This is a genomic window from Streptomyces albipurpureus (assembly GCF_023701525.1).
Lineage (GTDB): Bacteria > Actinomycetota > Actinomycetes > Streptomycetales > Streptomycetaceae > Streptomyces > Streptomyces albipurpureus.
The window spans coordinates 22,875-38,876 of sequence record NZ_JAMQAW010000009.1 but is presented as its reverse complement, the minus strand read 5'-3'; the positions used below and the strand labels follow the sequence as shown (position 1 = coordinate 38,876).

Here is a 16,002-nt window from a genome sequence, read left to right as displayed (position 1 = left end):
CGGATACGGAGGGTTCAGAAGGGTCAGCGGGTGGGGAGTCCGAGCAGGAGTCCCAGGGGTGAAGCGGGTCGGTCAGCGTCGGGGATCGGGAGCCTTGGCAGGGTCGGAGCGTGCGCCTCGGGCCCGCGGTGCGCCCGGCACCACCAGCGGGGAACCGGTCACCGGGTCCGGGACCACCACCGCCTCAAGGCCGAAGACCTCGCGTACGAGATCGGCGGTCACCACCGTCGCGGGCGGCCCCTCAGCGACGATCCGGCCCGCCTTCATGGCCACCAGATGGTCCGCGTAACGGGCGGCCTGGTTGAGATCGTGGAGTACGGCGACAACCGTGCGCCCCCGCTCGTCATTGAGCTGGCGCACCAGATCCAGCACTTCCACCTGGTGCGCGATGTCCAGGAAGGTGGTCGGCTCGTCGAGCAGCAGCAGTTCCGTCTCCTGTGCCAGGGCCATCGCGACCCAGACCCGTTGGCGCTGACCGCCGGAGAGTTCATCCACCGGTCGATCGGCGAGAGCGGTGACATCGGTTCGGGCCATCGCGTCCGTGACCGCCCGTTCGTCCTCCTCGGACCACTGCTGCCACCAGTGCTGATGCGGCTGCCGGCCCCGGGACACCAGATCCGCGACCGTGATCGAATCCGGGGCGACGGGTGTCTGGGGGAGCAGCCCGATCGACTGGGCGACCGTCTTGGTGGGGATGCGGGACAGCTCCCGACCGTCCAGGAGAACGGCGCCGCCCGCGGGCTTCATCAACCGTCCCAGCGCACGCAGGGTCGTGGACTTCCCACAGGCGTTGGGGCCGACGATCACGGTGACCTGTCCATCGGGGATGGTGAGGTCCAACCCCTCGACGACCGTGCGATCGTCGTAGGCGAGCGTCAGGTCTCGGGTGACCAGCCTGCTGGCACGATCTCCCCGACCATCGGCGGCCAGATCGCGGGCGGTCGCTGACGCTGTGGTTCCGGTGGTGTTCATGCCTTATGCCCTCCCCGCTGCGGTACGCCCGCGGACGATCAGCCAGATCAGATACGGCGCGCCGACCGCGGCCGTGAGCACTCCCACCGGAAGTTCCGTGGGAGCGAAGGCCCGACGCGACAGCAGATCCGCCAGGACCACCACGAACGCACCCACCAGCGCTGAACACAGCAGCGGGATCTGTGCGGTACGGGTCAACCGGCGAGCGGTCTGTGGAGCCAGCAGCGCCACGAAGTCCACCGGCCCTGCCGCACCCGTCGCCACCGAGGCCAGCACCACTCCGACACCGACCAGACCCAGGCGTACCCGTCCCAGCCGTACGCCGAGCGCGGTCGACGTCCCGTCGTCGAGGGATACGGTCCGCTGCGCCCGGGCCGCCCAGAGAACGGCGGGGATCAGGGCGAGCAGCACCCAGCCCAGTGGCTCCACCTCTTCCCAGCCCCGGCCGTTGAGGGAACCGGTCATCCAGATCTGGGCCTGCTGGGCGACATGCTGATCGCCTTTGGTGAGCACCAAGTGGGTGATCGAGCGCAGGGCCACGGCGAAGCCGATGCCGATGAGGACGAAGCGGGTGGCGTTGAGACCACCGCGCCAGGCGAAGAGGTACACCAGGACCGCCGCCACCAGTCCGCCCAGGACGGAGAAGTAGGGCAGCACGGCGTACGAGGTGATCCCGAAGGTCAGCCCGATGACGGTGACCGCGGTCGCGCCCTGGCTGATACCGATGATGTCGGGGCTGGCGAGCGGGTTGCGGGCCACGGTCTGGATGAGTGCGCCCGCAACGCCGAACGCGGCGCCCACCAGGAGTCCGACCACGAGTCGGGGCAGCCGCAGCGTGCCGACGACCAGTTCATCGGGGGAGGGGTGACCCAGCAGCACCCGTATGACCTCGGCCGGTGCGACCGTGCTCTCCCCCAGCGAGAGATACGCCACCGAGACCGCGATGAGCAGCAGCGTGAGGAAGGCCGCGACGACGGCCGAGCGGCGGTGCAGCAGAAAGGAGGCGTGTCGTCCGCAGCGGATGAGGGTGTAACCGGGCGGGCGGACACCGCGCTGCTGAGGGCGCTGCCCGGGCTGTGGGTGTCGCTCACTTCGGGGAGGCTGCCCGCCCGGTTGGTCGCCGGTGGGTGGGTGTTGGGGGGAGGTGGCGGCGGAGGTGCTCATGCGGGCACCTCCTTGCGCCGGACCAGGGCGACCAGGAACGGCACTCCGATCAGGGCGGTCATCACTCCGGCGGGTATCTCACCCGGTGGAAAAACGATCCTGCCGACCACATCGGCTCCCAGCAGCATCACGGGACCGATCAACGCGCCGAGCAACATCACCCGGCCATGGGCGGAACCGACGAGTCGACGAGCCATATGGGGCACGGCAAGGCCGATGAAGGCAAGCGGTCCGGCGACCGCGACGGCCGCGCCGGCCAGCAGGGTCGCCCCGGCGCCGCCGACGATCCGGACGGCGGCCACATTGCGACCGAGCCCCTTGGCCATGTCCTCACCCAGGGCCAGCGCGTCCAGTCCGCGGGCCACGGAGATCGCCAGCACCGCGCCCAGCAGCAGGAACGGCCAGATGCGGGTGACCACTTCGGCGTCCCGACCGGCGATGGCACCGACCTGCCAGAAGCGGAACTCATCCAAGGTGGCCGATCGGGTGGCCAGTACGCCCGTGGTCACCGAAGCCAACAGGGCGCTGATGGCGGCACCCGCCAGTGCGAGCTTCACCGGGGTGGCACCGCCGCGGCTGCTGTGGGCGACGGCGTACACGGCCACGGTCGCGAGTGCGGCACCGATCAGGGCGAACCAGATGTAGCCGAGCAGGGAGTGGATGCCGGCGAACGCGATGGCGAGGACAACACCCGCGGAAGCGCCCTGACTGATACCGAGAATGCCCGGGTCGGCGATCGGGTTGCGGGTCAACCCCTGTAGGACCGTGCCGGAGAGGGCAAGCGCGGCGCCGACCATCAGACCGATCAGGGTCCGGGGGACACGGAGATCCCGGACGACCTCACCGTCTTCCCCTCCACCACCGTGGAACACCGCGTCAAAGACCACCGACGGGGCGATCTGTCGGGCACCGATGGCGAGGCTCAGCAGCACGGCGACGGCAAGGGCGCACACCGCCGCGAGCACCACCGCGGCCGTCGCCGCACGGCGACGCGCCGGGCGGGGCGACGCCTTGGGGGACGGGCCTGCACCGGTCGGTGGGACGCCGACGGGTAGCGGTACTGCGGCTGGCATGTGGCACTCAATCGGCGGTCGGTGCGGCAAGTCCGGAGTCGAATCCACAACCTACGATTCGGCCACCTTTGAGTCCGCAAAGCTTAGTTAGGCTTACCTAACCATAGACGCCTCTTTTTTGGCCACTAGAACAAAAGCCGCACTCTCGACATCAAAATTGCATAACACAGCTAGTTCCCCTCCCTCCCTGGGCAGGGAGGGCCCAAGGCGCTGCCCAGGGCCCAGTTGGGAGCAGAAGACACCCGTGACCACCCCTTCTTCCCGCCTTGCCACCCGCACGTGACGCATCAGTTGGACGGCGCTTCATCGGGCGGTCTGGGGAGACGTTCGTGCAGGCCACGCGCGAGTTCCCGCCAGACGAGATTGGGCAGTGCGGGAAGGGCGTCGGACGGTGCGTAGATGAGGAGCGTCTCGATGAACGCCTCACTGAGATCGCTCGGAGAAGAGGCGAGGTGACGCAGCACCCATCCCACCCGCTCCGCCAACCTCTCGCTGGCGAGGGTCTTCTGCAAGGCGCAGAAAAGCCAACAGGCAACCTTGATCACCCGGTCCACGTGCGGCGGATCCCAAAGAGCCTGGCCCAAGGGGCCGATGCGCAACAGAAAACTTCGGTCGAGCAGCAGTTCACCGAGGGATTCGAGTTCGTCTTCCAGGCGCGGAACAGAGGCCAGTGTTTCAAGAACCAGGTTCTGAGCCTCGTACGACAAGGGCGTGTGGAGCACGGACAGCAGGTCCACATCGCTGAGCCGCTCCAGATCCTGTCGCACCTTCCTCTTGAGATCCTCCGCGGCATGGTCCCCGCCCGTCGCACAGTTGAGGTCGGTCACCACCTGGCGCAACTGCGCGTGGTCGACATTGACGCGGGTGCGACGTTTACCCCTTTTCCGTGGAAACGGATTGGAAAGGCCGAGTAGCGGACCCGGATCCACATGGAGCTGTTGGCTGTAGTGGCTCGGCGCCGGGCCGCTCGGCGGCGGAGGGGACTTCGGCTTCGGCGGCACGGCTCGGGGCTGTTCGTTGGAGCCGCTGGCCGGATCGTAGGTATTCGGGGGAGCGGTGGAGGACCCGGGGCGCTCGGGATTCACGGCGAGGTCAAAGCCCGAACCCGACGGGGGTGCTGGGAGGGATGTGGTGGGCGACGACGGGTTCGGTGCGTACTGACGGAAGTCGGCCTGCTGAGCTGGGGCATACGAAGGATGCTGGGCGTCGGTGGTCATCGAAGACGAAGCGGAGTTGGTGGTGTGGTGCCGATCGAGCGCGCTCGAAGCGGGTGCGGAGCCGCCCGCCAGCGAATCGGCGGCCCGGCCGGGCGAACCCGGGGCGCTCGCCGAGACGGAACCGGAGGAAGGGTAACCGGCAGTATCAGCGCCCCTCGACGTCAGACCGGTTGAAGCCGAGCGGGCTGACGCCGAGTCCCCAGAGACATACCCCGTGGATGCCAAGTCCCCAGAGACATACCCCGTGGATGCCGAGTCCCCGGAGACATACCCCGTGGACGTAGATTCACCTTGCGCAGGCCCCGCTTGCCCGGGCCCTTGTTGCGCCGCCCCCGTCGCCGGCACCTTCCTGGCGGACTCGGGTCCGAGAGGTGCCCCTCCTGTAGCAGTACCTCCCGTAGCAGTCCGTGCCGTAGCTGTCTGCGCCGTTGGTGTACGTCCGGAAGCTGCCCAGCCTGAAGCCGTGGATCCGGAAGTCGTGAATCCGGAAGCGCCCGGCCCACCAACCGGAGACCCGTCAACCGCAAACCCGTCAACCGGGGGCCCACCAGCCGCGGCGGACGCAGACACCGATCCCGAAGACGCGGGGTTCGAGGGGGCGGATGCCGAAGGGACGTCGGGCCTCGGCGCGCCCTGCCCGGCTACCGGCGCGGCGGCGGATCGGCGCGCGGGCGCATCGTGCGCGGGAGCGCCGGACCTGTTGGTCTGCCCTGCGACGGCTTCGGGCTCAGAGGACCGGGAGCCGGTGGGCGGGTGGGCGTCGGTGCCCGGCTGCACGCCTGATCCAGCTGATCCAGCTGATCCGGCCCACGCTGCCGCTGTCGTCCCCGTAGAAGACACCGCGGAGCCCGCTCCCGGCTCGCCACCACCCGACCACGCGGGGCCCAGGGAGTGTTCAGCCGCACCCGAACCCACCATCGGCGAGTCCCCCCGCCCGGACGCGGTGGCGTGGTGCCCCCGCGAGGTGGCAGAGCCGTCGTGGGAAGCACCATGGGCGGCCGGGGCACTCCGCCCCGGACCCGGGGCCCGGCCCCGCCCGGCGTCCCGGTCGTCCGGCCTGCCCCCGTGGGTTGCGCCCGCCGCGACGGACGGCGACCCGCCCGGGGCCGGGCCCTCCGGCCCTTGTTCCCGGCCGGGCGTCCGAGCGGCACGCTGCTGGGGTGGGGCCGAAGCCCGGTTCGCTGGGGCGCCGGACGAAAGACCTCGCAGGGCGCGGTCGATCGCCTCGTACCGTTCCGTCTCGTCCTCGATGCCGGCGAGCGGACCCATGAGCTGTTCCAGCGGGCGCCGATACTGCGAGCGCCCCTTGCCGGCTCCGGAGCCTCTCGCAGCGGTCTCGATGTAGTCGAGATAGTGGCGAACGAGCCGCTCGGCGAGTACCGCCGCGTGGTCGGAGCCCGGTTCGATCAGATCGATGCGGCGCAGCCGGACATCCTCCTCGTGGGAGGCACGCCAACTGGGAACGAAGGTCACCCGCAGCGGATGCGAGTCCACCGTGTCGTACGAGGCATAGGTCCAGCCCTCCCCGCCGAGGGTCCCCCCGAACACCTCACAGAGTCCGCGCAAGACCACCAGGGCCGGGTCGGGCACCTCGGTCAGGTCGTCGGACCTGGTGTCATCGAGTCCACGGTTGTGCGCTGATATCCGGCCCCCGGGGGTGCGCAGCAGTTGGGCGACCAGGCATTGCAGCGGTCGGGCGAGCGAGGACACGGCCGCGTCCAGTCGCGGAATGGCGTGGTTGGCCATCGCGTTGAGCACTTCGTAGGGGATGGACGGCAGCGGGCCGGACGCCTGGGTCCAGTTGCCCTCTCCCCAGGGCGAGGCCCCAAGGCCCAGACAGAAGCTCGCCGTGAGCAGCTTCGTGGGGCTGATCAGGGCGTGGCAGACCGTGCTGCCGCGCCCTTGGGCATCCGCCTTGGGGCTGCGCCGAACCAGCACCGCCCGGTCGTTCCAGATCGTCCGGACGATGCTGCGTCGATCACCTCGGCGCACCCGCAGGATGGGGCCGAGTTGTTCCGCCATCGCCCGGGCGTCCCGCTCTCCACAGGACTGGGCGACCGCGGTGAGACCGGCGCTGGAGCCGGCCCGGTTGCCCGCCCAGCGGAAAACCACCTGGTGGATCATGGCGTCGGCGCTGTCGTGCGGCTTGTTCACATCCCCACCGCTCCCGGCCCGTCGCCGCCCGCGTCGCCCAGCACTCCGCACATGGACAGGACCGACACCAGCGGTTCCAACACCCGCCGCGCACGGGTGCCATGGGGAAAGCTGTCCTTGTGGCCATGGCTGCCGGTGGCGGAGGCGAAGTGCAAGGTGCAGCGCAGCACTCCGTCGAACGGCTGCACCCAGGCGGCTCCGCAGTGGTGCCGGAGGAAGGCGTAGGCGTCGCGGCTCTCCGCACGGAACCGCCCGGCGGACAACCGGGCGGGCGGCGGCTCGGCGAGCCAGCGGTCAACCGGGGGTTCAAAGCGCAGCAGATCGGACTTGTTGATCACTACGGCGGCGGCAACACCGTGGTAGGGCCCGCTGCGCGGCAGTCGATCGAGGACGGTCTGAAAAGCCGGGTCACCGCCGGAGGTAAGCCCCAGTTCACCACGTAGCGGGTCAAGGTGGGGCAGTGCGACGGCTCGTAGCGGGTCGACCACGAAGATCAGCGCATCCACGCCGAGCATAAAGCGGAGCATGGCGTCGGTGCGGCGCAGGTCTTCGCCGCTGAGGTCGAAGAACGCCACCGGGCGGGTGTTGCCGTCCGGTCCGCTCAGCAGCAGGGCCGCCACGAAGGAGGCGAACGACTCGGGCGGGGTGTGCTCCAGCATCCGTCCCGAGCGCAGCCGGCTGACGTGTTCCTCGATGAAGAACCGGTGGTCCTGCGGGTTGACGGACTGCCAGGTGATTCCGTACCGCTCCAGCCCGCCGTCGGTGATCTCGGCGATCATCTGGGTGAGCAGATGGGTCTTGCCGGTCGCGGAGTCGCCGACCATGGCGACCGTCAGCGGGTCGCCATGGGTGAGATAGGGCGCGGGAATGTAGTGCGGGGGCACCCCGTCGGTGTTGCGGCAGCGCTGGTAGGCCGAGCGCAGGGTGTCGGCCCGCCGTAGGGGGCTGGTCTGGGTGGACAGGTCGAGGGGTTCGTACTGCTCCCGGTCATTGCGCACGGACAGGTGCCGCTCGTCGAAGACGATGGGCTCCAGGCAGTAGGGGCAGAGGGTCTCCCGGGCGGGGGCGTGACCCGGGGGTGGTGCGGAGGTCGTCATCGGTGCTGGTCTCCTCGGGAGCCACGGCCGGGGCCGTCAGGGGTGGTGCTGCCGCCGACGTGCCAGTCGTCCTGTTGTCTGCGGGCGGAGCGCCGACCCTTGGAGTCGGTGGGCCCGGGCGGGTAGTCCGGCGGGGCAGGACCGGTGCCCGTGTTGCGGCCGGCTCGTACCAGGGAGGCGTGCTTGCGCCCCATCGCCGCGTCGAAATCGCGACGGTAGGGCTCCAGCGGGTCGGGGAGCGCGGTGTTGAGCGCCTGGGTGTCGGCGCCGGGCATCAGCCGGTCGAGCAGTGCCGCGGCGGACGGGCGACCCGTGGCCAGGGGGGCGAAGACCGGGGTGAGGGTCTGGGCGAGGGAGCGGTGTCGGGCCAGATCGGGGGACGGGCCGTCGGCGCTGCCGGGTCGGCCGGTGACGATCTGGTGGAGCACCTGCCCCACGCTCCACAGCGCATCTCGCGCATCGGTCTCCCCCACTCCCGTGCGCTGCTCGGGCGAGGCGAAGGGCGGCACTCCGCAGGGGGTACGCGGTCGTCCGATCCGTGTGATGGAACCGAGGTCCCACAGCTGTGCGCCCTGTCCGTCCCAGCGCACGGCGGCCGGCACGATGCCCTGGTGCACCAGGCCCACGACCTCCATCAGCCGGACGGCAAGCACCAGATCGCGTTCGATGATCCGCTGGTCGCCGGTGGAAACCCCCTGGTTGAGCGCGGATACGGGTCGGCCACGGGGTGCGGCGTACAGAATGAACGGTTCGGGCGCGTTCATGTCATAGCCCACGGGCACCGGGAAGAGGCCCCTGAAGCGGGTCCCGCCGTAGCCGCAGTGGAGGGCCAGCGCGGCGGCCGTCTCCGCCTCCAGCAGGCTGTAGGCGATGTGGTTGCCGCTCTCCGAAGCGGGCAGCCGCACCTGGACGCCCTTCCACTCCTCGCTCTGCACCGGCCGGGCGAGTACCGGCGGGCGCACCAGCCGAGGCCGATCCGGACCGAGTTGGACGTGCAGGGTGTGGTGGACGCCCTGCGGGGTGACGAACGGCAGCTCATGGCGGGCCCGCGAGCCAGCACCCTGACCGCGCGAGCCGCCCTGGCCGTCCTGGCCCGAGCCGTTTCCTGGGGGCTCGGAGTAGACGTTCCCAGAACCACCGAAGAGCCGCTCCCCCGGTTCCTTACCGGTGTCATGGGCGCGTACGGAGTCAACCCCCGGCACCCGCTCCTGTGCGAAGGGGGCGCGATGGCCGGTTCCCATGGCCTCGCCGTGATACGCCCCGGACTGCTGGTCATTCACCATGACGAGCCCCCTCGATATCGCTCTTCCGGCTGGTCCTGGGCGACTTCATCGGCCCTTGTCCACACCGTCTGCACTGTCCCCGACCGCAGCGGGGTGAGTTCGAGGACACCCACGAAACGGCCGGAAGACATCCACACCGCGTCATCGAGCGCCGCCTCCCCGTCGCCACCGAGCCGCCCCGAACGATCGGACTCCAGTACCGGCCGAACGGCGGCGGGGGCGAACCTCAGCAGCCGTGCGGCGGTGGGGTCCCGGCTGAGCAAGGCCAGTTGGGCCGGTGAGCACAGGGGCCGAAGCCGCCGCCCGGCGGACTCCGGAACCAGCGCCTCCCACACCCGGTGCGGGCCGACCCCCAGCAGCGCCATCGAATCGCCACGACTCCGGTCACGGCGGGCGAACACCGGCGCGGGCAGCACGCCGTTGCGGTGCAGTTGGCGATGGACCGCGTCGATACCCCGTCGCACGGCCTCATCGGCGGTGGCCGGGTGGCCGTTCGCGGCGGCGGGCACACCGTGGTCGACAGCGCCCCAGTGGCGGCGCAGTGCGTCGGCGGTCGCGTCCGCGAGATCGCCGAGCAGGGTTCGTTCCAGTTCCGGACCGCCCTCGCCGCCGCCTTGGTCGAGCCAGGGCGGTGAGCAGCCGTCGGCATACGCGGCCCCCTCCTCATGGGTCGGGAAGGCGCCGCTGGGTGCCGCGTTCCGGCGTTGGCCGGGCACACCGCTGGTCGCGGCTTCGGACGGGTCGCCGGGCCAGGGCTCATCGGGCCACGCGTCGTCACCGTCCCAGCCCTGGAGGTCCCAGCCCTCCGCGCCCCAACGGTCTTCGGTGCCCGGCGCACCGGTCTCGCCCCACTCGTCCTGAGCGCTCGGATCCTGCGACGCTCCCACGGCGCCGAGTCGAACGGCCGAGCGCAGCGCGCCCGCCAGGGCTCGGGCACCATCAGCGGTACGGGTCCGCTCGGCGGCGGCCCACCACTGCTGGCGCACGATGTCGACGACCAGCCGGTCCACGCTCTCCAGCCCCTCGCCGATCCGCTCGACGCAGGTGCCCTCCCACCAGTCGTCCACGGCCCGCGCCCACCGTACGGCGATCAGCAGCACCGACCACAGGGTGGCCAGCAACAGGGTGGTGAAGCCCAACCAGGAGGGTGGCTGGACGGTGTGGCCGAGTGCCCAGCCGCCCGCCGTACCGAGGGCGGCGGCGGTCGACTGGGCGAAGGCGGCCGTCGCCACAGGCCCACCGCGGGAGCGATTGGGCCGAGCCCGGACGGCCAGTAGCTGCCCGCCGAAGAGGATCGCCAGCGGGAACAGGGTCAGCACAGTGCCGGGCCAGGGCCAGATCGAGCCCAGTAGTGACAGCACGGCCACCGAGGCGACCGAACCCGGTCGGGCACGGGCCAGGCGGAAGGCGTTCGCGACCGTGACCGCGGCCGCCTCCGGGCTGGGCTGCTCCAACTCCGCGATCTTGCCGTCCGCGGGCAGTGGAGCGATCTGCTCGGAGAGCGCGGTGAGCCGTTCGGCGACCGTGTGGAGATCGAGCCCGTCGTCCAACATGCCCAGCGCGAACCGGTTGACCTCCTCCTCGACCTGGTCGGTCGTGCCCTGACCTCCATAGCGCTGACCCGCGCCCGCGCGGCCACGGCCGTCTTCGGCCGGCGGTACGGCGATACCCACCTCGGCCAGGATCGCCTGGGCGTCACCGGGCGGGATGCTGGGCGCCGCGCTGTCCCGCAGCGCTCGGGCCACCAGACTCCGGTATCCGCGCAACTGCTGGGCCGAATCCTCGATCGCCTGCGCCAGTTGCCGCGCCGAGCGCCGCCCCACGAGGATTCCGACGGGACGAGCCAGCTCGGAATGGAACTGCCTGGCCCGCAGTAAGGCCTCCGCACAGGCACGGTGCAGCCGTTCGGCGGTGCCACCGTGGACATGGATGCGATCCAGTGCGGGACGGGGCCCCTCGCCGGCGAGTTCGGCCAGCCGGGCGGGCAGGTTCTGCGCCCGCAACGGGGGGACGGCGGTGCCCGGCTCACCGGTGAAGCGGGTGAGCGCGCCGAGCCAGGCCCGCTCCAACGCGGGCGCGGCGAGATCGTGCTCCAGCGCGCGTAGCGCCGGAGCCGCCGTGGCCGAGGGGCAGCGCTGGAGGGAGCCGAGGACGCGGTCGAACAGTTCGCGCTTGCGCAGCAGATCGACCAGGATGCCGAGCGCGGCGGCCCGTGCGGTGTCGGACGCACCACCGCCCGGGCCCGTGGTGTCACCGGCGAGCGGGTCGGCGGTCCACAACACCCCCACCGCCGTGGAGCGCAGGGCGGACACCAGCCGGAGCCTGCTGGCCGGCGGGTTCTGCGGATCGGCCTCCCGCGGAGGCTCGCCATCCGGCTGCTGTCCCTCAGGAGGTGTCTCCAACTCACCGACGGCCAGGCACAGCACCTGGATCGTGCCGAGGGTGGGATATCCCATGACGAGTTCATAGGCCTCGGCGTGGGTGGTCAGCCCCTCGGGGGTGTCCACCAGGAGGAAGCGCAGATTCTGCTCCGGGACCGCAGCGCCCTCCTGGCGCCACTGCCCGGCCACCAGGTCCCGCAACCGAACCTGGTCGAGGGGGCGTTCCCGCTCCGAACGGAAGTCGAGCACGACAACGACGGACCCGCTCACTCGGGGTCTCCGTCCCAGACGCCACGGCCCTTGCCGTCGGTGTCCCGGTCGCCGTCCCACTCCGCTTCACCATCGCTGTCGGCGAGCCCCCAGGGGACGGGCGACTCACCACCGGGCCAGCCGGACTCCTGCGGGGGCACATCCGGATAGGGGGCGTACTGCGGTTCGGGGGTGGCCTGGTCGGGGATGAACGCGGCGGATGCGACCCGCCCGGCGGTGGGTGCGGTCGGCGCGGTCACCGGGCCATCGTCGACGCCGGCGCGGGGAGCGGACCGGTCGCTGCCCGCCCGGGGCGCTCGGGGTGGCTCGGCGGCATCGGCCCGCTGCCCAGGGGGATGCTCGGCCCGTCCCGGGGCGGGCCCGGGGCGCTGCGCGCTCTGAGTGGGCTCGGTGGGTGGCCGACCATGTCCGGCCCGCGGTGGAACGGGCCAACTCTGGTCGGGACCGTGCTGCTGGCCCCCGGTGTGCGGGGCGGCACCGTCATCGAACCTCTCCGACTCGTGCCGCCGGGTCACCCGCTCGGATTCGTGACGTCCGCCCGGTCCCTCCTGGCCCCTGTCCGAGGTCGCCCCAGTTCGGTGGTACCCCTGGTCGGCTCCCTCTGGTCCTTGCCCTCCCGGCGCGGATTCCGTACGCCGATACGCTCCTGGAGCCGCCTGATCAAAGCCGCGGTCCGCACCGGGCTCGTCATCGGGCCAGGTCCTGGGCCTGCCGACCGCTGGGCCGGGTGCGGACGGGGGACGGCCAGCGGTGCCTGAGGACGGGCGCGGCCCCTGACGGTCCTGGCCCTGGCGCGGCACATCGGCACCGTACCGCCGGCTGTCATAGGGGTCGCCCGACGGCTGGACATACCGATCACCGTCGGATGGGCCGCCCTGGCGGGGATCACCGTAGGGTTCGGCGCGATCCTCGTAACCGCGGTCAGCCGGCTCGTCATAGCGCCGATTGCCGCCAACGTCTCCACGGCCTCCCGGCTCCGCGTACCGGTCACCGCGCGAGGGGTCCCCAGGGCGGTCACCACTCGGTCGGCCGCCCTGATACTGCTGCCCGTTGGTCCGGGCGTCGGGCTCCGAGGTCCAGCCCTGGTCCCAGCTCTCCTCCCGGCCACGGCCCCGACCCGGTTCGGGGCGGGCCCCGGGGCCATCGGCGCGGCGGACCGGGGTGTGGTGATCGCGTACCCACTCCTCCAGCAGACGCAGATTGGGCTGCACCGGATTCTTGCCCTCGGGGAAGGGCACCTCCAGCGCCCCGGCCAAGGTCTCCTCCCAGAACTGGCGCCGTGGGCGCACCCATTCGGCGACCCGGTCCCCGTACTGGTGCTCACGCTCATCGAGCAGTCGCAGTTGACGCGGCGCGATCTCATTGACGAATCGCCGGTAGAGCTCCGAGGGCTTACTGCCCGATGTCGTCAGATCGCGCGGGAGGACCCTCATCAACTCCCGGCAGTAGTCCTCCACGATGGACCCGTCGCCATCCCCGTCACCGTCGCTCAGCAGCGCCCAGCGCTCATAGGCCCGCAGCAGGCTCGCCCAACTGGAGATCTCATCGTGGTGCTCGTCGAGCTGCAACGTCATGGCCGGCACATCGCCACCCAACCGAGCGTGCAGCCGGATGCGGACCTTGCTGGGCGACGCCGGATCGCCGAGGCAGTCGACCTGCCCGTTCCACATGGCACAGAGCAGCCGGTGCAGGATGTGCTCCCGGTCCTCTTCGGTGCTGGCCAGCCAGTCGTCCTGATAGCCGAGGCGCTGCCGCCACCGGAGCAGGTCGTCATCGCGCTGGTCGTCCTGTGCGCGGGCCCACTGGCGCAGCACCCCGCGGGCCTCGGGCACCTCGGTCACACTCATCTCGCTGCGGAAGAGCACCACCGTGATCGTGTCCGAGTCCACGCTGCGGCACTCGATCGTGCGCTGGCTGTCGCGCGGCAGGTGCAGCGCCCGCTTGAGATAGGTCTCGGCCGCATCCTTGCTGTGTGCCTGCGGATAGGTGATGAGCACCTTGAGCGGACCGCTGCCCTCCGGCGTGAATCCGGCCGGCAGCAGACCGGCGACCTTGAACTGGAACTGCCGCAAGGCGCCGGAACTGACCTGCTCCGTCGCCTTGACGTCGCCGGCGGCCGCCGAGAGCAGCGTGCCCAGGCTCGGCATCAAGGGCCGGGACTGCTGCTGGCGCCCGCTCTCCGCGAAGAGCTTCTGGACCCGCTCCTTCAGTACGCCCTTGATGGCGGCGACGGCTGCGGCCGGGTTGCGGCGACCGTCCGAGAACGTGGCCTGCCAGCGTTCACTGCTCACGAGCGTGAGCAGCAGCGTGGTCTCGTCATCGGTTCCGCGCAGGATCTCGCTCTCGATCAGACGCTCCATCAGATCTTCGTAGAAGTCGCCGAGGCTGGCCTGCGGGGGGAGGAAGTAGGAGACACCGGTGCGATCGTCGTAGAGCTCCTTGACCTTTGCCGCGTCCGTGCTGCGTTCCTCCTCGACGGCCTTGCGGAATGCGTCCATGAGTTGGCCGAGGTCATGCTGAAGATCGTTGGCGGCGGGCCGCCAGCGAGGCTCCTGCTCGTTCCAGGCGTGATGCCAGACGGCCCGGGCACTCAGCTCGTACCAGCGGTTCTGGTCCTGGAGAACGGCGGCCACTTCGTCATCGGCCCAGCGGGGGCGGGAAAGACCGCCGACCCGGCCGCGGATGCGCGGCACGATGGGCGGCTGGACGGCACCGCTCTCCAGTCCCGCGGGTGCCTGGCGGCGGTTCTCCAGTACGCCGAGGAAACCGAGGACCGCCACCGGGTCCTGGTCCTCCGGAAGCCCCTTGACGACCCCTTCGAGCTGGAACAGATCGATATCGCGCAGCATCCGCTCGGCGGCGGCCCGTGGGTCGAAGGACTCGGCGAGGCCGATCATCTTGCGGCCGACCCGGCGTTCGAGGTCCTTGAGCTGCCGCCGCATCGCCTCCAACCGTTCCCGCAGGGCCTGTTCGATATCGCTGCTGCCCTTGGGCACCGTCGACGGCTCCGGTACGGGAATGGCCTCCCGCCGCCAGAGGTCGCCCAGACCCGAGGCCTCGAACATCTGACGCACCAGCGGAGCGTTCTCCGTGTTGCGGGGCAGCCGGCGATCGAGCAGCCGGGGCACCGCCCGGGCGAGCATCCGCGCGGAGACCAGCTCGGCGAGCTCATCGAGCGGGGCGGTCATCGAGGCGACCAGGCTGGTGGAGACCCCCCGATGGCCGATGCCACTGGCGGCCCGGGTACGCCGGGTGACACCCCGGTTGATGAAGTTGGCGGCGAACGTCTGATAGTCGTCATCCGCGTGGACGGGACCCTCACGCAGTTCGGTGCCGATCAGCGACATCACCAGCGAGACCATGGAACGCCGCAGGTCATCGGGCCGGATTCCGGCGGTGAGACTGAAGAGGAACGCGGTCGGTACGGTGCCGTTGTCCAGCCGGATCGGGTGCATCTCGGGGTAGCGGATGCGCAGGGCGTTCAGCTGCTCGGTCGCCCCGAGATCGGACTCGGCGTCCGGCACGTTCTGCCGGTCGACCAGCCGGAACAGGTCCACCACGGCCCGGGCCGCGTTCAACTTGGCGGCGCGCCCACCGCCGTTCCCCTCGGGGAAGGCCGAGGGCATCACGACCAGCGGATAGATCCGGGCGCCGGTGAAGTTCTTGTCCTTGAACGTCTGGCCGATGAGGTGGAGATAGTCCAGGAAGATGCCGGTCCCGGTGCCACCGGCCACGGAGAAGGCGACAAAGACATCGCAGCCGCTGATCGGGCCGCCCTCCAGCTCCTCCAGCTCACTGCCGGACCGGCTGATGATGTCGATCGCGTCGCGCAGCGGCTCCACCACCGGCCCGGTGCCGTTGCGCAGGGTGCCGAAGAGCGCGGCCCGGCCGACCGTGGGCCACTGACCCGCGCCATTGCGCAGCGGCACGACCTTGGGTTCGCCCTCACGCGGCGGCAGCCAGTCGGAGACCTCGTCGCGGAGTACGGCGCGCAACATCCGGGTCACGTCAGGAGAGCTGGTGTAGCTGGCGGGCAGCAGATCGTGGGTGGCGCGTGCGGTACGGGCGTAGGCGTCGCGCGTGGTGCGGTCGGCGCTCATATGGGGCAGCCGGGCGAGCTCGGACTCGCTGTAGTCGGCGTAGACGAACTGGAGGCAGTCGGGCAGCTGATGGCGCTTGCGCTGACTTCCCGTGGTGAGCGCGTTCCCGTCAGGTCCGCACAGTTCGGCGCGCAACCGCCGTTCCAGTTCGGCGCCGACGAGTCCGCCGGTGCCGCCCAGGCCGACGAACAGCATCGGCTGGAAGATCCTCATGATTTCTTCTCTCCGCGAGGGCCGGAGCACCCGGCCGGTTGTGGGTGAGGGATTGAGCGGTGCGTACGCGCGTGGGGG

The 16,002-nt window shown here is 70.8% G+C and carries 8 protein-coding genes; all 8 read right to left on the bottom strand.

Features of this window, described 5'->3' with window-relative positions; all coding sequences use genetic code 11:
• Window positions 1-72: 72 nt before the first annotated feature.
• Window positions 73-972, bottom strand: a complete 900-nt coding sequence (locus NBG84_RS11180; protein ID WP_250919198.1) for an ABC transporter ATP-binding protein — start codon at window positions 970-972, stop codon at window positions 73-75.
• A gap of 3 nt (window positions 973-975) precedes the next feature.
• The gene (locus NBG84_RS11175; RefSeq protein ID WP_250919197.1) at window positions 976-2,136 is read right to left on the bottom strand and encodes a FecCD family ABC transporter permease; all 1,161 of its coding nucleotides are present in this window, start codon (window positions 2,134-2,136) and stop codon (window positions 976-978) included.
• Window positions 2,133-3,209, bottom strand: a complete 1,077-nt coding sequence (locus NBG84_RS11170) for a FecCD family ABC transporter permease (protein ID WP_250919196.1) — start codon at window positions 3,207-3,209, stop codon at window positions 2,133-2,135. Before NBG84_RS11170 ends, NBG84_RS11175 begins: the two co-directional genes overlap by 4 nt.
• A 287-nt stretch (window positions 3,210-3,496) precedes the next feature.
• Window positions 3,497-6,580, bottom strand: coding sequence for a hypothetical protein (locus NBG84_RS11165; protein WP_250919195.1), 3,084 nt, complete (start codon window positions 6,578-6,580; stop codon window positions 3,497-3,499).
• Entirely contained in the window at window positions 6,577-7,677 is a 1,101-nt protein-coding gene (locus NBG84_RS11160) for a hypothetical protein (protein WP_250919194.1), read from the bottom strand. The genes NBG84_RS11165 and NBG84_RS11160 overlap by 4 nt, the downstream gene beginning before the upstream one ends.
• Window positions 7,674-8,960, bottom strand: a complete 1,287-nt coding sequence (locus NBG84_RS11155) for a protein kinase family protein (protein WP_250919193.1) — start codon at window positions 8,958-8,960, stop codon at window positions 7,674-7,676. The genes NBG84_RS11160 and NBG84_RS11155 overlap by 4 nt, the downstream gene beginning before the upstream one ends.
• Window positions 8,954-11,611: a hypothetical protein gene (locus tag NBG84_RS11150; RefSeq protein ID WP_250919192.1), complete on the bottom strand. Its 2,658-nt coding sequence runs from the start codon at window positions 11,609-11,611 to the stop codon at window positions 8,954-8,956. Before NBG84_RS11150 ends, NBG84_RS11155 begins: the two co-directional genes overlap by 7 nt.
• Complete coding sequence (locus NBG84_RS11145; RefSeq protein ID WP_250919191.1) at window positions 11,608-15,924, bottom strand: tubulin-like doman-containing protein; 4,317 nt, start codon at window positions 15,922-15,924, stop codon at window positions 11,608-11,610. Before NBG84_RS11145 ends, NBG84_RS11150 begins: the two co-directional genes overlap by 4 nt.
• Window positions 15,925-16,002: the final 78 nt, after the last annotated feature.